Source organism: Mogibacterium pumilum (assembly GCF_002243385.1).
In the GTDB taxonomy this organism is placed as follows: domain Bacteria; phylum Bacillota; class Clostridia; order Peptostreptococcales; family Anaerovoracaceae; genus Mogibacterium; species Mogibacterium pumilum.
In genome coordinates this window covers 1,305,583-1,326,847 of record NZ_CP016199.1, presented here as the reverse complement: position 1 = coordinate 1,326,847, position 21,265 = coordinate 1,305,583, and the positions used below count along the sequence as shown (strand labels likewise).

The window sequence follows — 21,265 nt, the reverse complement described above, 5'->3', positions numbered from 1 at the left end:
ACAAAGGATGCTTCATTTGTTGAGAATTTCAAAAGAGAGTCACAGGCAGCCGCTGGGCTTTCTCACCCTAATATCGTAAGTGTTTACGATGTAGGTAAGGAAGGAAATATTAACTACATAGTAATGGAGCTTGTTGAGGGCCGTAATTTAAGCAATATAATTGCAGAAGATGCGCCTCTAGACTACCGCACGGTAATCGATTTAACTAAGCAGGTTGCATCTGCGCTCAGAATTGCACATAAAAACAAGATTATACATAGAGACGTCAAGCCTCATAACATCATGGTTACTTCTGATGGTGTTGCAAAGCTTGCTGACTTTGGTATCGCTAAGGCCGTTAACGACGCAACACTTTCGACTAACAGCAAGGTAATCGGATCTGTACATTACTTCTCGCCAGAGCAAGCTAGAGGAAACTACGTAGATGAAAGGTCTGATATATATTCACTCGGTATTGTAATGTACGAGATGCTCACAGGAAAAGTTCCATTCGATGGAGATAACCCTGTATCTATAGCCCTCAAGCATATAAACGAAGAAATTGTTCCGCCACATGAATATGTGGACGGAATTCCGCCTGCGCTTGAAAGAGCCGTTCTAAAGGCTACTAACAAGTTCCAAACAAATAGATTTAACAGTGCCGATGAGCTTATTGAAGAGCTTGATAACATCGAGTTTGTTACTAAAGTTGTTGGAAATTCTATCTTTGCTGAAGCCTCTAACGAAGTGGCACGTAAGCGCTCTGATGTAGATGAAGATGATAGCGAAGAACTAGTATCCGATAAGTCTAAAGGCAAGAAAAAAAAGAAGAAGGCTGGTCCTGATAATCGCAAAAAGAAGCTTATCAAGATTGGAATCGCAGCTGCGATAATTCTTATTCTCGGACTTGGAGTTGCATTTGCAACAGGTGCATTCTCAAGCAAGGCTAAAGTTCCAGATATGTCAGATATGACATACAAGGAGGCGAAGAAGACTGCCGAGAAGAACGGCTTTAAGGTCCAAAAGGGTAAGAGTGTTTATTCTTCTGAGATCACTGAAGGTCACGTTGTAGAGCAGGATCCTGCTGGTGGAGAAGAGGCTAAGAAAGGTTCAACCATCAAACTAAACCTCAGTAAGGGATCTAAAGAAGGAACAGTTCCAAACATCGTAGGACAGGATTACAAGAAGGTTGAGAAGAAACTAAAGAAGGCTGGATACAAGCTTGGAATAGTTAAATCTGAAACTTCAAATAAGCCAGAAGGAACTATACTAACTCAAGACCCAGAAGCTGGAACTAATGCTGATAAGGGTACTAAAATTAATATCACAATTAGTGATGGAAAAGGCAAGGAGAAGGGAACAGTACCTGCTGTAACCGGAAAGTCGCTTGAAGAAGCGAAGACGGCGATTACTAATGCAGGCTTCAAAGTAGGAAATATTTCTTACGATGAAAGTAATGTATACGGTAATGGATATGTAATGTGGCAGCAGTATGCTGCTAATACATCACTCGAAAAGGGTGAAACCATTGATATTGAGGTAAGTAAGGGAGCACCTTCTTCAGGAAGCTCATCTGATAACTCGAATAACAGTGGAACAAGGTTGTAATATGCTAGGAAGAGTCGTTAAAGGAATTGGCGGTTTCTACTATGTAGATGATGGAGAGCATGTTTACATGGGCAATGCTCGTAAAAACCTTAAAAGAGGTAAATCTATCATTTACGTTGGTGATATTGTTGAGTTTGACTTAAGACAAGAAGATGGCGACTGTATAATAACTAATGTGCGCGAAAGAAAGAATTTTCTTTCGCGCCCACCTGTTTCTAACCTAGATAAACTAGTAGTTGTATTTGCAGCGGCATCGCCAGATCCTAATAGACTTATTATCGACAAGTTTACAGCTGCTACGCTATATAATAATATTGAGGTTATTATATGTATTACGAAGCCTGATCTTGTAGCAGAAAGCGATTTACTAGGGCTAGTTTCTACTTATGAGAAAGCTTTTCCGGTAGTTACTGTCAATGGTAAAACTGGTGATGGTATCGATGAATTATTTGATCTGATAAAAGGGTCTAATGTTGCTTTTGCTGGTCCTTCTGGTGTTGGTAAATCAACAATCATGAATTCTCTTACAGGCAGAAACGATATTAAAACAGGAGATATTAGTAGCAAGACTTCTAGAGGTCGACACACAACAAGACATGTAGAGATTTTTAGCATAGACAAGGACACTTATTTTTACGACACGCCTGGTTTCACTTCGCTAGATATGCCTAAACTGGGTAAGTATCATGTGAGGGATTACTTTCCTGAAATAGCAGGATATAAGGGATATTGCAAGTATCTCGACTGTATTCATGTTGATGAGCCTGATTGTGCAGTAAAAGATGCCTTGGCTGAAGGACAGATTAGTAAAAGTAGATATGAATCGTACCTTGCGATTCTAGAAGAGGTGAGAAAATGGCAAAGATAGCACCTTCGATTTTAGCAGCAGATTTTGCAAAGCTAGGTTCTGAAGTCGCTGATATTTGTGACGGTGGATGTGACTATATTCACGTTGATGTTATGGATGGGGCATTTGTTCCCAATATCAGTTTCGGAAGTGCGGTTATGAAGAGTCTTAATATCTATGCGACTGCTCCATACGATGTTCACCTGATGATTGAAAATCCAGATCAGTATCTCGAAGAATTTGTAACAGAGAATACGGAATACATCACTGTTCATTATGAGGCATGTCCTCATATCTGCAGGACAATATCACATATTAAGGAACAAGGAGTTAAAGCAGGGGTATCGATTAATCCAGGTACACCTGTATCTTGTCTTGAAGCTGTTCTTCCATTTGTTGATATGGTCCTCGTAATGTCTGTAAATCCGGGCTTTGGTGGACAGCAGTTTATACCTGAAACTGCTGAAAAAGTTGCAGAACTGAACAAGCTGAGACAGACAAAAGGGTATAGCTTCGAAATTGAGGTTGATGGTGGTGTTTCTGATAAGAATGCTGGACTCCTTGCTTCAAATGGAGCAGATATTCTTGTAGCTGGTTCTGCAGTTTTCAAGCATGAAGACAGAGCTGAAGCAATAATGAAAATTAAGCAGATTGATGCATAAAGCTTAGGAAAACTCCATCCCTCAAAAATTTAAAAAAGCTAATGCCTAGCTTTCTACTTACGTAGAATGGCTAGGCATTTTTTCATATCATCTGGTAGTGGTGCTTCAATCTCAAGTTGCTCACCAGTCATAGGATGCTTTAAAATCATCTTTGCAGCATGTAAGGCCTGTCTATCTATAAGTTTTGGAGCATTGCCCCCATATAGATGATCACCAGTGATAGGATGACCTATATGAGTGAGATGAACTCTTATCTGATGTGTTCTGCCAGTATGCAATGTAACTTCGACGAGGGTATTGTTTTTAAATCTCTCGAGTACTTTAACATCTGTTATAGCATCTTTGCCGCCTTCGGATAGCACTGTCCTCTGGATTGATTCTTCATTAGGCCTTCCGATAGGTTCATCTATTGTAAATTCATCATCTTCAATCACGCCATTAACGATTGCTATGTACTGCTTATGAACTGCATTTGCTCGCATTTGATGCGATATATCGTGCTGTGAATTTGCATTCTTTGCAACGATAACTATTCCAGAAGTGTCCATATCTATTCTATTAGCAAAGCGAATCTTGTAGCTTTGGTTGTTATCCTGCATGTACTTCATAAGACCATTTGCAATAGTATGAAGTGGGTGTCCTTTGGTTGGATGAACAATCACTCCTGGTTGCTTGTTAATAAATATCAGGTCCTCATCTTCGTATATTACGTTAATTGGTATATCTTCTGAAGGAAAATCGCTAGTTTCTTCTGGCAATCTTATGGAGATTACATCTCCAATCTTAGGCTTGATAAAGCCAGGAGTAGGTTCACCATTAAGATCTACAAGCTTCTGAAATTTCATCTTGGTTTTGAACCGCGAAGAGAATTTATAATTTGCCTTAATGATCTGATTGATGCTAAAACCGATATCAGATTCAGTAACTGTGTGATTATATTTTCCCATTTATTTCCTCAAATTTAGTCTATAAAAGCTTGTTAGTAAGCTTGTTCCAGTAATCGTAACCAGGCAGTCTGAGGAGGTGAATCTCGTCGTCTGCCTGCATTACGTCAATTTTAGATACATTGCTAAACTCTCTTGTTAGCCCATCGTGTGCCAATAAAAGCTTGTCTCCAACGGTACTCTTACGCGTTACCAATCTAACTTTTTTTGACGCAGGGTAAAGAATACTCGACCTAAAACATCTATAAGCGCTAGTGTTCATTGGTGCCATCGGAGTTAGCTGTAGAGCATCTAGTTCAGGAGCAACTAGAGATCCTCCAAGTGAGTAGTTGTAAGCAGTAGAACCGACAGGTGTAGATACGAGGATTCCATCGCCGATAAACTCCTGAATTGGAGTATCATCCATGATTATCGAAAGATGAGCCAGTTTTGTATACATGCCCATTACTAGTATTTCGTTGATTCCCGTTATCTCATGAATACCATCGCGGTCTGTGATAAGGGCACGTATTGGGTGTATCTTTTCAACAGTGTAATTCTCGTCATTATAAATATTAACGAACATTTCTAGCTCAGAAGGAATTAGCTCCTGAAAAAATCCTAGATGCCCTGTGTTTATTCCAATTATTGGTGTCTGTGGCAGCCTGCATTCGTGGACACAGTTCAGAAATGTTCCGTCGCCTCCAATGCATGCTATTAAATCAACTGTTTCATCGTATGTACCAGCAACCTCAAAGCCTCTCGCGTTCAAAACACTAACTAATTCACTTGCTGTGGCCTTTGATAGCCCAGTATCGTTGCTATAGATGAATACTTTTGTTGGTTTCATAGTATTTCCTCATATATAATACGTTATATCATCTTATCTAGTTCATCGACTAAGCTTGCAAAAGTGGATAGGGCTGAGAGAACCGGTTCTTCGGTACTCATATCTACTCCAGCAATTTTAAGTAGTTCGATTGGATAGTTTGATTCTCCAGTAGATAGGAATTTCAAATAATCATCTCTCTCAGTTTCTCCACCTTTTAAAATTCTGTTAGCGATTGCATTTGCAGCGGAGTATCCCGTAGCATACTGATATACGTAGTAAGCACGGTAGAAGTGAGGAATTCTAGACCATTCATACTGAATAAAATCATCATGTGTAATTGCTGGACCATAATAAAGTGTATTTAGCTTATCATACTCCTCATTCAGAAGCTGTGCTGTGAGTGATCCACCATTTTCAACAGTTTCATGTGTAATTTTTTCAAATTCAGCAAACATTGTCTGTCTGAACAGCGTAGATTTAAACTCATCGATATAGAAGTTGATTAGATACTTTTTCATATCGCTTGATTCAGCATACTTGAGAAGGTAATTAATCAATAGAGTCTCATTAACAGTGCTAGCAACTTCTGCCGTAAATATAGAGTGTCCTCCATATACAAATGGCTGTGTGCGTCTGGTATAGTATGAATGCATTGAATGACCGGCTTCATGGACGAGTGTAAATATATCACGTAGCTCACCGCTGAAGTTCATCAAAATATAAGGATTGCTATCGTAAGAACCGAAGCTATATGCTCCAGAGGTTTTACCTTTATTTTCGTATATATCTACCCATCTATCTTCAGTTAGTCCTTTTCGTAAAGTTTGAACATATTCATCACCCAGAGGTTCCAGTGCTTTGCAGGCTATATCGACAGCCTCTTCATAGCTGTATTCTAATCCTTCTGGCTTCACGATAGGGCGGTAAATATCATACATCTTAAGCTCATCAAGTCCTAGAGCGCGCTTTCTAATCTCCATATACTTATGCATTGATGGTAGGTTCTTATGTACAGCTTCAATAAGATTGTCGTACACAGAAAGCGGAATGCGCTCACCAGACAACTCGCTATCTAGTGTTGATTTGTATCTACGTAGTTTAGACATTATAGTGTCATGCTTTACATTGTAGTTATACATCACAGAAATTGAGTTATTAAACTCCTTGTATCTTCCGTACATTGCTTCAAAAGCATTCTTTCTTACCTCGCGGTTTTCCGACTCCATGAACTGGATATAATTGCCATGAGTGAGCTCAACATCTATCCCAGCTTCATTTAAAACTTTGCCGAAAGAAAGATCCGCATCGTTAAACATAGTGAAAATTTCATCTGGAGCGCTGGCAGACTCATTAAGCTGAGCAATGATGCGCTCCTCATCAGAAGAGAGAACGTGAGGCTTGCTTAACATGATTGAATCGAGCATGAAAGAAAATTCCTTTAAAGCTGGTAATTCATGGATAAATCCCTTTATTACAGCTTCATCAGCTTCTAGTAGCTCTGGTGTAAAGAATGAGACATTAGCTGAAATTTGAGCGAGTATAGAAAGTGACTTGTTGTTCATCTCTATATATTTTGTATTCGCATTATCTTCATCATGACGCATTCTCGAATACACAAAAGCATTCTCTGCTTTGCGCATCATGTCAGCGTATAAGCGTAGTGCGTTAAGTAGATTTTCGGCTGACTCTGTTAGCTGGCCTTTAAGTGAAGTAAACTCTTCACTCTCCTTAAGAGCAGTGGACGAATCTTCTTCCCACCTTCTTTCATCTGGATACATCGCTTCTAGATTCCATTTATCCTTATCCGCTACCTCGGAACGGTTTTTTAATTCGTATTTATTCATTTAACTAGCTCCTTATGCTATAATTGATGATGTATTATTATAGCATAAATCGATTTAAAGGTGAATTAATGAACAGAGATGAACTCTATCAAATCCTTGATATTGTTGCGCCAGAGGAGTTTCAGTATTATGAAAATCTGGCTGCACTTCTTGAAGCTGATGAAGTAATAAATGTCCAGCTTATCCTAGAACTAATAAAAGAACTAGATATGGACTCGTTAGCAGAAATGTTTGATTCATATTTTGAAGAGTGGAATAAGTCAATCCCTGATGAATTGACAGAGCTTTATGTGACTATCGATACTGCAAAGCGCAGCATTATGGGAAATTTTAATGAATATATGAATGATGAAGATTATTTATCTCTGGCTAACGCTATATATGATTTTAGGCGCTGGTACGTTACTACACCGCATGTGGTAGATAATGATACTGGTGAAGAAATAAACGTGAGAGATGCCAGGTATAATCTTAGTGCATCTAGATATACTGGAGAAATCTGTAATTATAATTTTAATTACGCTTATGAGTATGAAGGAGACTCGTATTCTGTGAGGCTGTCAGATATTATAGAATCAGAATACAACTAAGGGGGATATATGCTAGAGGTTATAACGCTTGATTCAGGCGTAAGACTCATTCTTAATTCTATGGATTCCGTTAGATCCGTTTCCATAGGTATATGGTGTAATAACGGTTCAGTAAATGAAAATGATGATGAGCATGGTATTTCGCATTTTATTGAACATATGCTCTTTAAAGGAACTAAGAATAGGGATCACTTTCAAATAGTTAATGAAATAGATAAACTCGGCGGACAGATGAATGCATTTACTAGTAAAGAGTGTACATGCTTTTACGTAAAGTGTCTTGACGAGCATTTTCGTGCGACTGCTGAAGTTCTTACAGATATGATATGTAATCCTACTTTCCCAGCTGATGAACTTGAGAAGGAAAAGGGTGTAGTTATTGAAGAGATTAACATGAATGCCGATGATCCGGATGATGTTGCATTCGATATTCTTGAAGATAACGTGTACCGTGGCATGGGCATGTCTCATCCTGTTCTTGGAACAAAGGAAACGGTTTCATCATTTACACATGATAAGTTAGATGAATACTACTTTGATCACTATACGAGAGATGAAATTATTGTTTCGATTGCTGGTTCGTTTGATAGAAATGAGATAATTGAGTACTTTGAAGACAAGTTCTATAATCTCAAAGAACATAGGGAATTTTTTACTGACAAAAATGTCTCTCTGGCTTCTGAAGGTAGATATATTGAAGTAACTAGGGATATTGAGCAAGCGCACATTGCGATGGGAATTAGACTTTTTCCAGCAGAAGATTCAAGAAGATACCCTATGATGTTACTTTGTAACCTTTTTGGAGGAGGTATGTCATCAAGATTGATGCAAAATGTTCGTGTTAAGAAGGGGCTTGCTTATTCAGTATACTCTATGACTGGCTTTTATAGCCATACTGGACTTTTTGTTATATGTGCCGGAGTTGCTAAGGGTAAGGTGGACGAGGCGTTAGGAGCGATCAAAGAAGAGCTAGATAGACTTAAGGGAGACGACATCACTATTGAAGAATTCCAAAGCTCAAAGGAGCAGCTAAAATCCAGCTTTATATTTGGACAAGAGAGTGTACAGAACCTGATGATATATAATGGCAGAAATCTTTTAACTTACGGAAGGTGCGTAACTCCTTCTGAAGTTCTAAATATACTAGATGATATCACCTTAGATGATATAAACGATGTAAAAAAAGAAATTTGTAACTATGACAAATTCAATATCATAAATGTTACAGGTAATATTTAAAGGTTCACTAACAAGTTAAAAAGCTTCTCGTGGCATTAAAGAAGCTGCACCAACGCACTGACTTTCAAGACGATGCCTTGAACAAGCTGAAAGGATACACAAAGATGAAGTTAAAAATCATTTCAAAAAGTGGTATTTTACCAACATACGCTACTGACGGAGCCTCAGGATTGGATCTACGTGCTTTCACTAATGAGCCTATCACTTTGGCACGGATGGAGAGAAGACTTATTCCTACGGGACTTTTTGTTCAGATTCCGGAAGGATATGAGGGTCAGGTAAGAGCTAGGTCTGGACTTGCAATTAAACACGGAATTGGACTAGTTAATAGCATCGGAACAATCGACTCGGATTATCGTGGTGAGCTTAAGATTCCGGTCATTAATTTTGGGAATGAAGACTTTACCATTAATAGTGGCGATCGCATTGCCCAACTTGTAATTGCAGCTTATGAGAGAGTTGAACCTACAATCGTTTCTGAATTAGACGATACCAATCGTGGCGAAGGTGGTTTTGGACATACTGGAGTTAAGGGCTAGATGATATTAAGAGAGGATCTTGAACAACGTGAATATGATCTCCTTGATGAGAGGGCTTCAAAGGCTAGAGATTCTTTGGGTCGCGACAAATATGAGGAAAAGTGTGGATTTCGTACGGATTATCAGCGTGATAGGGATAGAATAATCCATTCAAAAGCTTTTCGCAGACTTATGCACAAGACACAGGTATTTCTAGCTCCTGAAGGGGACCATTATAGAACTAGACTTACTCATACTCTTGAAGTCGCTCAAGTTGCCCGTACTATTGCAAAGTCTCTAAATTACAACGAAGATTTAACTGAGGCAATTGCTCTCGGTCACGACCTAGGCCACACGCCTTTTGGACATAACGGAGAAGAAGTTCTTAACAGAATTCATAACGGTGGTTTTAGGCACAATGAGCAGAGTCTACGAATCGTAGAACGTATTGAATGCACGTCAAAGAGGATTGGTCTCAATCTTACTCAGGAAGTTAGGGATGGAATCCTGAATCATAGAGGAGCCGGTATTCCGATAACTCTAGAAGGGCAGATTGTTAAGATAAGCGACCGTATTGCTTACATCAATCATGATATTGATGATGCGATAAGAAGTAATGTAATAACAATCGATGAACTTCCGTCCGATGATTTGAATGTACTCGGCCATTCTCATAGTGAGAGAATCAATAATTTGATTGCTGACCTTGTTACATATAGTGACGGCAAGGATAAAGTTAGTTTAAGTTTTGAATATAATAGTGCTTTACTTCATCTTCGCAAGTATATGTTTGAACACGTATATTGTAGTGAGCTTGTTAAGCGTGAAGAAGATATGAACAAGGTAGAAGTAGTCATAACTGCACTCTATAAATATTTTATAAAGCATCCTGAAAAGATGCCTGAGCTATACAGAGAAGTGGCACTTGAAGATAGTAGTGCAACTGCGGTAAAAGACTATATTTCAGGTATGACTGATAGATATGCAATTTCGCTTTACTCGGACATATTCGTTCCTCGTGGATGGACGGAATTTTAATAAAATTTTCAGAAGGAGGGAAACATGGCATTTGACAACAACTTTATTGATGAAATAAAGTCAAAAGTTAATATAGTGGATGTCATTAACCGTGAAGTTCCTCTTAAACGAAGTGGGAGCAATTTCAAGGGACTTTGCCCTTTTCACAATGAGAAAACACCGTCCTTTATGGTAAATGAGCAAAAGCAGATATTTAACTGTTTTGGATGCGGTGAGAAAGGCGATGTTATTCACTTTGTACAGCGCTTTAACAACATGGAATTCATGGAAGCTTGTGAGAAGCTTGCCGAAGAGTACAATATAGAGATTCCACAGCATGGATCTCGAAAGAAAGTGGATATGTCACACTACTATGAGATTAATGCTATAGCTGCGAGGTTCTTTTTTTACAACCTTACAAAGCATGCTAATCCAGGGTATACATACATCCAAAAAAGAGGTATAAGTGATGAGACTATAAAACACTTTGGTCTCGGATACTCTCTGGATTCTTGGAACAGTCTGCATAAACACCTTCAGAGTAAGGGCATTTCAGATGAGGATATGCTCAAGCTTGGACTTATAACTCAAGGGGGAAAAGGTGTCTACGATAAATTTCGCGGAAGACTCATGTTCCCAATTTTTAATCCACAAGGAAAGGTAATCGGATTTGGTGGCAGAGCTCTTGGTGATGAGATGCCCAAATATCTCAATTCCTCTGAAAGTGACGTATTTCTTAAGAAAAATAACCTATATGCTCTTAACTTTACTAAGAAAAATATAAACGATGAGAATCAGGTGCTGATAGTTGAAGGCTATATGGATGTAATATCCTTATATCAGAGTGGGATATGCAACGTCGTAGCTTCTCTTGGAACCGCTTTGACAGAAAACCAGTGCCAGCTTATCACTAGATACACTAAGAATGTTGTGTTATCATACGATTCTGACGCTGCAGGTATAAAGGCAGCACTTCGCGGAATTGATGTCATGCGTGCTTCTCATGCAAACGTTAGAATTCTGCAGGTAACAGGTGGCAAAGATCCAGATGAGTTTGTCAAAAATCATGGCAAGGAAGAGTTTTTAAAGCTTATAAAAGGCGCAGTTCCCGCAACAGAATTCTCACTGGAAATAATGAAGAATAGATATAATCTCGAAGACAACCTTGAGATAATCGAATACATAAGAGGGTGTGTTCCTATTTTAAGGAAACTTGGAGCTGTTGAACAAAATTTGTATGTCAAGAAGCTTGCTGCGGAATTTGATATTTCAGAGCATGCTATACTTACTGAGATAGCTGCAGATGACAATAGACAAAGCTATTTATATCTTAAGAATTCTAGTGAAGGTCGAGGCTCTAACAAGAGTATATATGGCAATGATGAGAGAGTAGAAATATCTTTGCTTTATATTTTGACAAGAGATACACGTTATCTTGATACATTTAAAGAGGATGATATTGAGTTTAGAACGTCTCTTGCACGTGAGTTCTACGATATTGCAAACAAGCTAATTTTACAGAATAAACTGCCTGAAATAGATATTGAAGATATATATAAGGAGCTTGATCCAGAAGATGAGAAGGTTCTTAGAAACATTTTATTAAATATAAGAATTGGTTCGGACGAGAGTTCGTACTACAGAGAATGTTATGTTAAGTATGTGCAGATGCATTACGGAGAAAAAATAATAGAGCTACAAAATGCGATTGCAGTCGCTGAGAAGATGGGTAATGAAGAAGAAATTTCACGTCTTGCTATGCAGTTACAATGTATTGAAGAGAAGAGAAGAAAGGTTAGGTAAAGTATGCCAAAGAAAGAAGCAACCGAAACAACTGCTAACGAGCGTGTTGAACAGGCTGTGGAAGAGATTCTGAGAATCTCCGAGAACACCGGTAACGAGATTACGCTAGCTGAGATTGGAGAACATCTTTCTAGAATCAAATTAAACAAAGATCAGATAGATGTAGTCTACGACTTAGTTGAAAAGAATGGAATCAGCATAGTTGATACCAGAGAACCAAACAGAAGTGAACTCGACGATGTAGAAGACGATGATGTGGATGTTGATGACGGAGTAGTTCTCAAGACAAATGGTGAAATTGACGTTGATGCCACTGTTCCGAAGTCACTGCCAACTGATGATGCAGTAAGAATGTACCTAAAGGAGATCGGCAAGGTACCTCTCCTTACTGGTGCAGAGGAGCGTGAGCTAGCCATTCGTATGGAACAGGGAGATGAAGAAGCTAAGAAAAAGCTGTGTGAATCAAACTTGAGGCTTGTTGTAAGTATCGCAAAGAGATACCTAAATAGAGGACTCAGCTTTCTAGACTTAATCCAGGAAGGAAATCTAGGCCTGATAAAGGCTGTAGATAAGTTTGACTACACTAAAGGATATAAGTTTTCGACTTATGCTACTTGGTGGATTAGACAGGCTATTACTCGTTCTATTGCAGATCAGGCTAGAACGATTAGAATTCCTGTTCACATGGTTGAGACTATTAACAAGCTTATTAGAATTTCTAGACAGCTACTTCAAGAGCTTGGGCGTGAACCGACTTCAGAAGAAATCGCAAAAGAGATGGGAATTACAGTCGAGAAGGTGAGAGAGATAAAAAAGATTTCTCAGGATCCAGTTTCACTAGAGACCCCTATAGGTGAAGAAGAAGATAGCCATCTGGGAGATTTTATACCTGATGATGATGTACCTGCACCAGTTGAAGCAGCTGCATACTCCATGCTAAAAGAGCAGCTGATGGAGGTTCTAGATACATTATCAGAGAGAGAAAAGAAGGTTCTAATGCTTAGATTCGGTCTTGAAGATGGAAGACCTCGCACACTTGAAGAAGTCGGCAAGGAGTTTAACGTTACAAGAGAGCGTATCAGACAGATTGAAGCGAAGGCGCTTAGAAAACTTCGTCATCCAAGTAGAAGCAAGAAGCTAAGAGATTATCTGGAGTAAAAATGAAAATAAGTGACAGAATTAAAGTAATATGCGATGCTGTCACACCTGGGGAAACTATTGCGGACATAGGCACTGATCATGCCTATGTCCCATTAATTCTATATAAAAGAAACATTTCACCAGATGTGATAATGTGTGATATAAGCGCTGATTCTCTTTCTAAGGCTAGGGAAAGTTTTACTGCTGCGGAAATTACAATGCCCGAATCATCATTCAGGATCGGGGATGGTCTTGATGTAATCGATAAAGGGGAAGTCGATGCCCTTATCATTGCTGGACTTGGCGGGGTAACTATTGTAGATATTCTTTCGAATGATATCGATAAATTGCAGAGCTTTAAAAAGCTAATTTTACAGCCTCGTAACAATAGTGGTCCATTAAGAAGTTTCTTATATAGATATGGGTTTGATATTACCGATAACAAGCTCGTAAAAGAGGGCAAATTTTCATGTGAAGTTATTGTAGCTGTTAAAACATCAAATATTAATAGTGAAAATAGTTCAAGTTATGTAAGAGAATTACCTTATGAAGATACTGATATAAGATGGCGATATCCAGAAGGCATTATAAACAATGATGTATCAGTGGTTCGTAAAAGACTTGGTCATGCAATTGATAATCATATCAAGGAAATCGAGAATTTACGCAGAGCTTCCAACAATCAGAGTTATAGAATTAAGATGCTTGAAGCGGAGCTAAATTATCTAAAAGATTTATTTGGTGAAATTGATGGATAAAAGGCTGAATTTTGTTGGTGTTGCATCAATGTATATTGGAGTAATAATGGGAGCTGGCTTTGCATCCGGTAGAGAATGCTGGCAGTTTTTTGGCGTGTTCGGAAAAGCTGGTTATACAGGAATTATAATAACTGGGATTGGATTTCTTATAATCTCATGGATTATAAGCTTTTTGGCTATCTCAAAGGAGACTATTGTACTGGGAGAAATCATCTCTCCAATCAAATCCAAATTCGTTCATAGTCTAATTGATAAGATACTTGCAGTAATTTATTATAGTATGCTAATAGCGATGGCTTCTGCTGGTGGATCGTTATTAAATCAAACATTCGGTGCGCCACAATGGGTTGGTGGAGCAATAATAACGTTACTAACATTGATAACTGTTTTAGGAAGCTTTTATCGTATATCTAAAATATTTAGGAGATTTGTTCCTGTCTTATTCTGTATATGTGTTACAGCAATGTTACTTGTATTAATAACTCAATCGAGAGATGCGGTGAGTGATTCTGCTATTAATTTAAATATGGGTATATCTTGGCAGAAATCTTCGCTTTTATTTCTCTCATATAATTGCATGGGAATGATGACTATTGCTGGTTCAAGTGCTGTTGCAGCAAAGGGTTCGAAACATGCGCTTGGTGGAGGAACATTAGGGGTATTTTTATTAACACTAATTACATTACTGCTGCTCAAAGTTCTTCTCATAGACCCAAAGTTTTCGAGCTCATTGAGTCTTCCGATGGTAGGATGGTCTAGTGCAGTTGATAAAAATTTTGGATTATTATATGCAGTAGTATTAATGGGCGCAATATATCAAACAGCAACCAGCACATATTATGGTTTCAGTATCACAATTTCATATGAAAAAACAAAGAAATATGTACTTATGGCTGGAGCGTTAATCGCTTTTGCCGCTGGACTTACAGACTTTAAAAGAGTAGTGTCAATCCTATATCCAGCACAAGGATATATTGGATGTCTAATACTGTTGCTAATACTTTTAAATTTTATAAAAGAAATTTTAAAGAAATTTAGAGATATTATTTATGGATTAAAATAGGTTCAATATGTATTTTGCACAATGTATTTGTGGTATTATAATTTGAAATGGGTAAACTGGATGATCGCGTGATTTAACGATTACGAGGAAAGTCCGGGCTCCATAGGGCAAGGATGCCAGATAACGTCTGGCGTAGGTAACTATAGGGAAAGTGCAACAGAAACATTCCGCCGAAACGGGTAATGCCGTGGTAAGGTTGAAATGGTGAGGCAAGAGCTCACCGGCATCATGGAGACATGGTGGCCGTGTAAACCCCATCCGGAGCAAGACTAAGAAAGGCATGAAATGCGGCGGCCCGTCGCAGCCGGTAGGTAAGTCGCTTGAAGCAGCTAGCGATAGCTGCTCTAGATGGATGATCATCAAATACAGAACCCGGCTTATAGTTTGCCCATTTTAATTTAGGGATATGAGTGAAAGGATCTCGATATCTCTATCGAGGTTTAGGTGACCATATGAGATTAGGTATTGACGTTGGATCTACGACGGTAAAACTTATTGTCTTAGATGATTCAAATAGTATTGTGTATTCTAGATATGAACGCCATATGTCGAATGTTTTCGACAAAGTTGCTGAGCTGCTTTCTGATATGACTAAAGAGCTCGGTGATATTGAAGTTAATGCAGTTATCACCGGCTCTGGTGGAATGGCATTAGCTCAAATACTAGGAATAAAATTTGAGCAGGAAGTAATTGCCTGCAGCAAGGCCATCGAAACGATAATTCCGATGACAGATGTAGCGATTGAGCTTGGCGGAGAAGACGCTAAGATCACATTTTTTGAGTCGACTATTGAGCAAAGGATGAATGGAGCTTGTGCTGGCGGAACCGGAGCATTTATCGACCAGATGGCTGTTCTTCTACACACAGATGCTCAAGGTCTCAATGAGGCTGCAAAAGAGCATACGATGATTTATCCGATTGCATCGAGATGCGGAGTATTTGCAAAAACTGATATTCAGCCACTAATTAACGATGGTGCAAAAACTTCGGATATCGCAGCTTCAATTTTTCAGGCAGTTGTAAATCAGATGATTAGCGGATTGGCATGTGGTCATCCGATTAGAGGTCACGTTGCGTTTCTAGGCGGCCCTCTTCAGTATCTATCTGAGCTCAGAAAAAGGTTTGTGGAGACTCTTGGACTTAGCGATGATGAAGTTATTTTTCCTGAAAATGCAAAATACTTCGTCGCTATTGGAGCAGCAATTCTCGCAGAGAAAGAGACTAAACAGGTAGAACTCAATAATCTCATAGAGTTAGTAAAAAATGCAGATCCAGCTTCCGCAGGTGGAACTGTTTATCTCGACCCATTATTTAAGAATAAAGAAGAGCTTGATGAGTTTAGGGCTCGACATGCAAAAGCTAAAGTAAAAAGAGCTGATATATCAGAACAATCTGGTCCACTATTTCTTGGTATAGATGCTGGGTCAACTACAACTAAGGCGGCACTTATCAATAAGGATAAGGAGCTAGTTTTCGAGTACTATCAGAGCAACGAGGGAGACCCTCTAAATGTTGTTCGTAATATCATGACAGAGATTTACGATAGACTTCCTGAAAAAGCTTTTATCGGTAGATCCGTTGTTACTGGGTATGGAGAAGGACTAATCAAAGCTGCCTATAGACTTGATGACGGCGAGATTGAGACAATGGCTCACTACAAGGCTGCCGAAGAATTCCTACCAGGTGTTACATTTATCCTTGACATTGGTGGTCAGGACATGAAATGCATGAAAATCAAGGATGGTGCTATCAACAGCATTATGCTTAATGAGGCATGTTCAGCTGGTTGCGGTTCCTTTATCGAGACTTTCGCTAAGTCTGTAAACACAAGTGTTGAAGAATTTGCAGAGGATGCACTTGGTTCGAGTATGCCGGTTGACCTTGGTACTAGATGTACTGTATTTATGAACTCCAAGGTTAAGCAGGCTCAAAAGGAAGGTGCTTCTGTTGCTGATATTTCAGCTGGTCTATCGTATTCTGTTATCAAGAATGCGTTATATAAGGTTATGAAGCTTAGAAACCCTAGTGAGACTGGAGATAAAGTCGTTGTACAGGGTGGTACATTTTTGAATGAGGCCGTTTTAAGAAGTATTGAACTGGTTCTAGGTAAAGAAGTTGTAAGACCAGATGCTTCGGGACTTATGGGAGCGTATGGTGCTGCTATCATCAGTGTAAACGCATATGTAGAAGGTGAAAAATCAACAGTTTTGACTAAAAATGAACTTGACGGTTTTGCAGTCGAGAGTAGTAACGATCGATGTCAGAAATGTGGAAACCACTGTCTTCTGACAATTTCAACATTCTCCGATGGGAATAAGTATGTTTCAGGGAATAGATGTGAAAAGGGAGCAGGTGAGACAGTTGAACCGCATAATAACCCCGATTTATATAAGGAAAAGCTGAAGCTATTATTTGGTAGAAAAAATTTAAAACAGGAAGAAACAACGCGCGGTGTGATAGGAATTCCTCGCGTACTTAATATGTATGAGGATTATCCTTTCTGGCATAGTTTCTTTACAACACTAGGATTTAGCATAGTGTTAAGTCCACAGAGTTCTAAGAAACTATATGAATCGGGGATGGATAGCATATCATCAGATACAGCTTGTTACCCTGCAAAGATTACACACGGTCATATAAAATGGCTCGTAAACAAGGGGGTAAAAAGAATATTTTATCCATGTGTTAACTTTGAGGTTATTGAGGATAAGACTGCTGCAAACCACTATAATTGTCCAATAGTGGCCACTTATCCTGAAGTTATAGATAAGAATATGGCGTATTTATTCTATGAGAATAATGTTGAGTTTTATCATCCATTCCTGCCATATGATAATGACGATAGAATGGTTGAAGAGCTGTATAAATTCTTCTCTGGAAAGAGAAAAATTGACGTTGATAGAGCAAATCACACTGATGCGATAAATCGTTTTGAAAATGATACGAGAACTTACAGCCTGTTTGGATTAAATCTCTCTCGAACTGAACTTAGAGAAGCCATCAGAGCTGGTCGAAAAGCCTACAGAGAATTTAAGGAAAGTATGAATAAGCTTGGCGATGATGCACTTAAGTTCATGGAGGAGAACAACAAGAAAGGTATTATTCTTTCTGGTAGACCATATCACTTAGATCCTGAAATAAATCATGGAATTAACAACGTAATTAATCAGCAAGATATGGTTGTTCTCACAGAAGATTCAATTTCTAATAAGATTGATATTGCTCGTGATGTTAGAGTGCTTGATCAGTGGACATATCATTCGAGACTTTATAAAGCCGCTGTATTTGCTGGACAGAGAGATGATCTTGAACTAGTTCAACTCAACTCATTTGGCTGCGGACTAGATGCCGTTACTACTGATGAAGTAGATGAGCTACTGGGTCAGAACAACAAACTACATACAGTTCTTAAGATTGATGAAGGATCGAATTTAGGTGCAGCAAAGATTAGAATTAGATCATTAAAAGCTGCTCTTGATGAGAGAGACAAGGCTAGAACACACTCTGAAGGTCTAAACGAGCCTTATGAGAGAGTGGTATTTAAACAAGAAATGAGAGAAGAGTACACACTTCTTGTTCCTCAGATGTCACCGCTTCACTTCCAGTACTTCACTCCGATACTTAGAGCTGCTGGTTACAAAGCTGAACTCCTGCCTGAGGCTACAAAGAATTCAGAGGAAGAAGGGCTAAGATATATTAATAATGACGCCTGCTATCCGACAATAGTAACACTTGGTCAGATTATAGCTGCGCTGAAGTCTGGAAAATACGACCTCAATAAAGTAGGTGTATTCATGTCACAGACTGGTGGCGGATGCCGAGCAAGTAACTACGTTGCGCTACTCCGAAAGGCTTTAAAGGATCTCGGAATGGAGCAGGTTCCAGTAATATCATTTAACACTGCTGGACTAGAGAAGAATCCAGGATTCAAGATCACTCCTAAGATGGTGCTTAGCCTCGTATTTGCCGTAAATTACGGAGATTTGATCATGAAGTGTCTCTATCGCACTAGACCTTACGAAAAGATTAAGGGAAGTGCTGAGAAGATTATGCATAAGTGGTATGACAGAATTGTTAAAAACGTACTAGATTGTAAAGCAAGTACTTTTAAAAGCAATGTAAAGAGAATCGTGGAGGAGTATGATAATCTTCCAATTTACGAAGATGTTAAAAAGCCTAGGGTTGGAGTTGTAGGAGAAATTCTTGTAAAATATCATCCTAATGCAAATAACAACCTTGTGGAAATTATCGAAGCCGAAGGTGGAGAGGCTGTCGTTCCAAGCTTCATAGACTTCTTTGAATACGGAATGTTTAATAAGCAATTTAACTTCAAAAATTTATCTGGTTCTCGCAAGGAGATGATTTTCAACAGTGCTGCGCTTAAGGCGATTGAGCACTATAGAGAGTATGTAAGAAAGGCTTGTAGAGCCAGCAAGAGGTTTGATCCTGACCATTACATTGAAGAGACTGCACTTAACGCTGAGAATATCCTATCTGTAGGTAATCAGTGTGGAGAAGGTTGGTTGCTAACTGGAGAAATGGTTGATTTAATAAACGCAGGTGTAAAGAACATTCTCTGCTTACAGCCATTTGCTTGTTTACCAAACCACGTTACTGGTAAGGGCATGATAAAGGTTCTTCGTAACTATGACGAAGATGCAAATATCGTAGCGATAGATTACGATCCTGGAGCAAGCCACGTAAATCAGTTAAACCGAATTAAGATGATGATGTCCACAGCCTTTAAGAATCTTGAAAAGAACTAGGCTAATGTGCTATCATATTACGGCAAATTAATAGAAAATGAATAGAAGGAGGTTCACCTGTGGGTAGACATGGCACAATTGCAGGTAGAAAATCTGCACAGGATGCAAGAAGAGCAGCGATGTTCACAAAGTACACAAGACAGATTATTGTTGCAGCGAAGGACGGCGGTGACCCTGAATTTAACTCATCACTTAGAGTTGCAATTGATAAGGCTAAGGCTATAGGTATGCCTAATGATAATATCAATAGAGCTATCAAGAAAGGTACTGGAGAGCTAGCAGGTGAATCGTATGATGAACTACTATTTGAAGGTTACGGACCATCGGGTGTTGCTGTAATTGTAGAAGCTCTAACTGATAATAAAAATAGAACTGCTGCGTTTGTAAGATCTACATTTGATAAGAACGGTGGAAATCTTGGTACACCTGGTTGTGTATCCTATATGTTTTCTAGAAAAGGTGTTATCTTTATTGAAAAAAATGATAACCTAGATGAAGATACTGTGATGATGGAAGCTCTTGAAGCAGGTGCTGATGATATGATCGTTAATCAGGATAACTTCGAAGTTAGAACTGAGGCAACTGATTACCACACCGTACTAGATGCTCTTAAAGCTGCAGGCTACGAGATTGCTGAGTCGGAGGTTGAGTTTATCCCATCTATGGAATCCAAGGTTGATGACGAAGCTGCAATAAAGTCGCTTCACAAGCTTATTGATACGCTTGACGATAATGATGATGTGCAGAGGGTTTCTTACAATTGCGACCTACCTGAGATTGAATAAATTTATTTAACGGATAGTGAGAGAATCACTATTCGTTTTTTATTTCAAGTATTGAATTATAATTTAATGAGAATATAATTTATATAAGTTCTGGGATATGCGTTGTGTATCATTAATTGAACCTACACTACTTGCACGGGATTCCGAGTTCGCTGCTAGGCGATATGCTATGCTGATATGGCAGACAATTAGAAATTACTGAATAGCGACAGGAAGTACCCACCTTATCATTCGATAGGGCGTCAATTAATAGCATGACGGTATTTCGGATCTTTTATATTTATTTATATAAAATTTTCAAGAGGTGTTATATGGCTAAGTATAAAGTATTATTACACTTTCCTGATGACGAAAGTGAAGATTTTTACCTGGATGACTATTTTAAAAGTGAAAGTGAAGCTGAAGATGCCGCATGGGAGGCCATAGGTGATTATCGTCTTGGAATGCAAATGTTCCATTTATCAAATCCAGGTGATTATCCTTTGGAAGAAGCTGAAGCTGAAGTTGAATACGAGATTATTAAAATCTAGACTATTACAATCATAACCACCGGCTCAGTCGGTGGTTATGATTTTTTGTTGGTTCTGCTTTAGCAGTGGATTCGCCGAACGATAGTGAGACTAACTATTAAAAGTCAAGCCTGAATCGAAGAAATTCGTTCAGATAGATTAGTACCTTGAAAACTGCATGACAAACAGAGCATCCGTTAGGGTGCTCGTACAGAAAAGTGAAAGAGACTTATTTAAGAGATTCGATAAGATTCTCTAGACATCTGAAGGCTGTAGATTACGCGGACAAGTTTCTTACATGCGTGTGAAATTGCGACATAGTAGTGCTTGCCTTCAGCTCGTTTCTTGGCCAAATAAGCCTTAAAGATTGGATCCCACATAC

The 21,265-nt window shown here is 38.8% G+C and carries 17 protein-coding genes and 2 other RNA genes; 16 read left to right on the top strand and 3 right to left on the bottom strand.

Going from position 1 to position 21,265, the window contains the following annotated elements; all coding sequences use genetic code 11:
• The 3 genes from pknB to rpe all read left to right on the top strand — a co-directional run.
• Positions 1 to 1,587: Stk1 family PASTA domain-containing Ser/Thr kinase (pknB, locus tag AXF17_RS06325; RefSeq protein ID WP_157682631.1), on the top strand; the 1,587-nt coding region annotated here is incomplete at its 5' end.
• A gap of 1 nt (position 1,588) precedes the next feature.
• Complete coding sequence (rsgA, locus tag AXF17_RS06320; protein ID WP_094234292.1) at positions 1,589 to 2,455, top strand: ribosome small subunit-dependent GTPase A; 867 nt, start codon at positions 1,589 to 1,591, stop codon at positions 2,453 to 2,455.
• The gene (rpe, locus tag AXF17_RS06315) at positions 2,443 to 3,096 is read left to right on the top strand and encodes a ribulose-phosphate 3-epimerase (protein ID WP_094234291.1); all 654 of its coding nucleotides are present in this window, start codon (positions 2,443 to 2,445) and stop codon (positions 3,094 to 3,096) included. The genes rsgA and rpe overlap by 13 nt, the downstream gene beginning before the upstream one ends.
• A gap of 53 nt (positions 3,097 to 3,149) precedes the next feature.
• Here the strand turns inward: rpe and AXF17_RS06310 are convergent, their stop codons facing one another.
• The 3 genes from AXF17_RS06310 to pepF are packed head-to-tail and all read right to left on the bottom strand — an operon-like array spanning position 3,150 to position 6,695.
• Positions 3,150 to 4,043 carry an RluA family pseudouridine synthase gene (locus AXF17_RS06310; RefSeq protein ID WP_094234290.1) on the bottom strand — a complete coding sequence of 298 codons (894 nt, stop codon included), beginning with the start codon at positions 4,041 to 4,043 and terminating at the stop codon, positions 3,150 to 3,152.
• 19 nt (positions 4,044 to 4,062) lie between these two features.
• Positions 4,063 to 4,869 (bottom strand): NAD(+)/NADH kinase, encoded by an 807-nt coding sequence (locus tag AXF17_RS06305; RefSeq protein WP_094234289.1) that lies wholly within the window; start codon positions 4,867 to 4,869, stop codon positions 4,063 to 4,065.
• Positions 4,870 to 4,892: 23 nt separating this feature from the next.
• The gene (gene pepF, locus AXF17_RS06300) at positions 4,893 to 6,695 is read right to left on the bottom strand and encodes an oligoendopeptidase F (RefSeq protein WP_094234288.1); all 1,803 of its coding nucleotides are present in this window, start codon (positions 6,693 to 6,695) and stop codon (positions 4,893 to 4,895) included.
• Between the two features lie 68 nt (positions 6,696 to 6,763).
• Here pepF and AXF17_RS06295 point away from each other — a divergent pair, with 68 nt between their 5' ends.
• The 13 genes from AXF17_RS06295 to AXF17_RS06235 all read left to right on the top strand — a co-directional run bounded on the left by AXF17_RS06295 (position 6,764) and on the right by AXF17_RS06235 (position 20,904).
• Positions 6,764 to 7,285, top strand: coding sequence for a hypothetical protein (locus tag AXF17_RS06295; RefSeq protein WP_094234287.1), 522 nt, complete (start codon positions 6,764 to 6,766; stop codon positions 7,283 to 7,285).
• A 9-nt stretch (positions 7,286 to 7,294) separates the two neighbouring features.
• Positions 7,295 to 8,524, top strand: coding sequence for a M16 family metallopeptidase (locus AXF17_RS06290; protein ID WP_094234286.1), 1,230 nt, complete (start codon positions 7,295 to 7,297; stop codon positions 8,522 to 8,524).
• A 104-nt stretch (positions 8,525 to 8,628) separates the two neighbouring features.
• Positions 8,629 to 9,063, top strand: coding sequence for a dUTP diphosphatase (gene dut, locus AXF17_RS06285; RefSeq protein ID WP_094234755.1), 435 nt, complete (start codon positions 8,629 to 8,631; stop codon positions 9,061 to 9,063).
• On the top strand, positions 9,064 to 10,080 hold the full coding sequence (locus AXF17_RS06280) for a deoxyguanosinetriphosphate triphosphohydrolase (protein WP_094234285.1): 1,017 nt from the start codon (positions 9,064 to 9,066) through the stop codon (positions 10,078 to 10,080).
• A gap of 24 nt (positions 10,081 to 10,104) precedes the next feature.
• Positions 10,105 to 11,862: a DNA primase gene (dnaG, locus tag AXF17_RS06275; protein ID WP_094234284.1), complete on the top strand. Its 1,758-nt coding sequence runs from the start codon at positions 10,105 to 10,107 to the stop codon at positions 11,860 to 11,862.
• Between the two features lie 3 nt (positions 11,863 to 11,865).
• The gene (rpoD, locus tag AXF17_RS06270; protein ID WP_094234283.1) at positions 11,866 to 13,020 is read left to right on the top strand and encodes an RNA polymerase sigma factor RpoD; all 1,155 of its coding nucleotides are present in this window, start codon (positions 11,866 to 11,868) and stop codon (positions 13,018 to 13,020) included.
• 2 nt (positions 13,021 to 13,022) lie between these two features.
• Positions 13,023 to 13,760, top strand: a complete 738-nt coding sequence (locus tag AXF17_RS06265; protein ID WP_094234282.1) for a tRNA (adenine(22)-N(1))-methyltransferase — start codon at positions 13,023 to 13,025, stop codon at positions 13,758 to 13,760.
• The gene (locus AXF17_RS06260) at positions 13,753 to 14,823 is read left to right on the top strand and encodes a hypothetical protein (RefSeq protein WP_094234281.1); all 1,071 of its coding nucleotides are present in this window, start codon (positions 13,753 to 13,755) and stop codon (positions 14,821 to 14,823) included. The genes AXF17_RS06265 and AXF17_RS06260 overlap by 8 nt, the downstream gene beginning before the upstream one ends.
• A gap of 48 nt (positions 14,824 to 14,871) precedes the next feature.
• An RNA gene (gene rnpB / locus AXF17_RS06255) (RNase P RNA component class A) lies at positions 14,872 to 15,218 on the top strand.
• Positions 15,219 to 15,275: 57 nt separating this feature from the next.
• Entirely contained in the window at positions 15,276 to 19,589 is a 4,314-nt protein-coding gene (locus AXF17_RS06250) for a 2-hydroxyacyl-CoA dehydratase (RefSeq protein ID WP_094234280.1), read from the top strand.
• Positions 19,590 to 19,648: 59 nt separating this feature from the next.
• Complete coding sequence (locus tag AXF17_RS06245) at positions 19,649 to 20,374, top strand: YebC/PmpR family DNA-binding transcriptional regulator (protein ID WP_094234279.1); 726 nt, start codon at positions 19,649 to 19,651, stop codon at positions 20,372 to 20,374.
• A gap of 84 nt (positions 20,375 to 20,458) precedes the next feature.
• Positions 20,459 to 20,650, top strand: a non-coding RNA gene (ssrS, locus tag AXF17_RS06240) — 6S RNA.
• 35 nt (positions 20,651 to 20,685) lie between these two features.
• Positions 20,686 to 20,904, top strand: a complete 219-nt coding sequence (locus AXF17_RS06235; protein ID WP_094234278.1) for a hypothetical protein — start codon at positions 20,686 to 20,688, stop codon at positions 20,902 to 20,904.
• Positions 20,905 to 21,265 lie beyond the last annotated feature (361 nt).

Excerpts from the sequence above, each read along its gene's own strand:
- AXF17_RS06235 (WP_094234278.1), top strand. The coding sequence starts at position 20,686 with ATGGCTAAGTATAAAGTATTATTACACTTTCCTGATGACGAAAGTGAA.
- rpe (WP_094234291.1), top strand. The coding sequence starts at position 2,443 with ATGGCAAAGATAGCACCTTCGATTTTAGCAGCAGATTTTGCAAAGCTA.
- dut (WP_094234755.1), top strand. The coding sequence starts at position 8,629 with ATGAAGTTAAAAATCATTTCAAAAAGTGGTATTTTACCAACATACGCT.
- AXF17_RS06250 (WP_094234280.1), top strand. The coding sequence starts at position 15,276 with ATGAGATTAGGTATTGACGTTGGATCTACGACGGTAAAACTTATTGTC.
- pepF (WP_094234288.1), bottom strand. The coding sequence starts at position 6,695 with ATGAATAAATACGAATTAAAAAACCGTTCCGAGGTAGCGGATAAGGAT.
- AXF17_RS06280 (WP_094234285.1), top strand. The coding sequence starts at position 9,064 with ATGATATTAAGAGAGGATCTTGAACAACGTGAATATGATCTCCTTGAT.
- dnaG (WP_094234284.1), top strand. The coding sequence starts at position 10,105 with ATGGCATTTGACAACAACTTTATTGATGAAATAAAGTCAAAAGTTAAT.
- AXF17_RS06265 (WP_094234282.1), top strand. The coding sequence starts at position 13,023 with ATGAAAATAAGTGACAGAATTAAAGTAATATGCGATGCTGTCACACCT.
- AXF17_RS06260 (WP_094234281.1), top strand. The coding sequence starts at position 13,753 with ATGGATAAAAGGCTGAATTTTGTTGGTGTTGCATCAATGTATATTGGA.
- rpoD (WP_094234283.1), top strand. The coding sequence starts at position 11,866 with ATGCCAAAGAAAGAAGCAACCGAAACAACTGCTAACGAGCGTGTTGAA.
- AXF17_RS06310 (WP_094234290.1), bottom strand. The coding sequence starts at position 4,043 with ATGGGAAAATATAATCACACAGTTACTGAATCTGATATCGGTTTTAGC.
- AXF17_RS06290 (WP_094234286.1), top strand. The coding sequence starts at position 7,295 with ATGCTAGAGGTTATAACGCTTGATTCAGGCGTAAGACTCATTCTTAAT.
- rsgA (WP_094234292.1), top strand. The coding sequence starts at position 1,589 with ATGCTAGGAAGAGTCGTTAAAGGAATTGGCGGTTTCTACTATGTAGAT.
- AXF17_RS06305 (WP_094234289.1), bottom strand. The coding sequence starts at position 4,869 with ATGAAACCAACAAAAGTATTCATCTATAGCAACGATACTGGGCTATCA.
- AXF17_RS06295 (WP_094234287.1), top strand. The coding sequence starts at position 6,764 with ATGAACAGAGATGAACTCTATCAAATCCTTGATATTGTTGCGCCAGAG.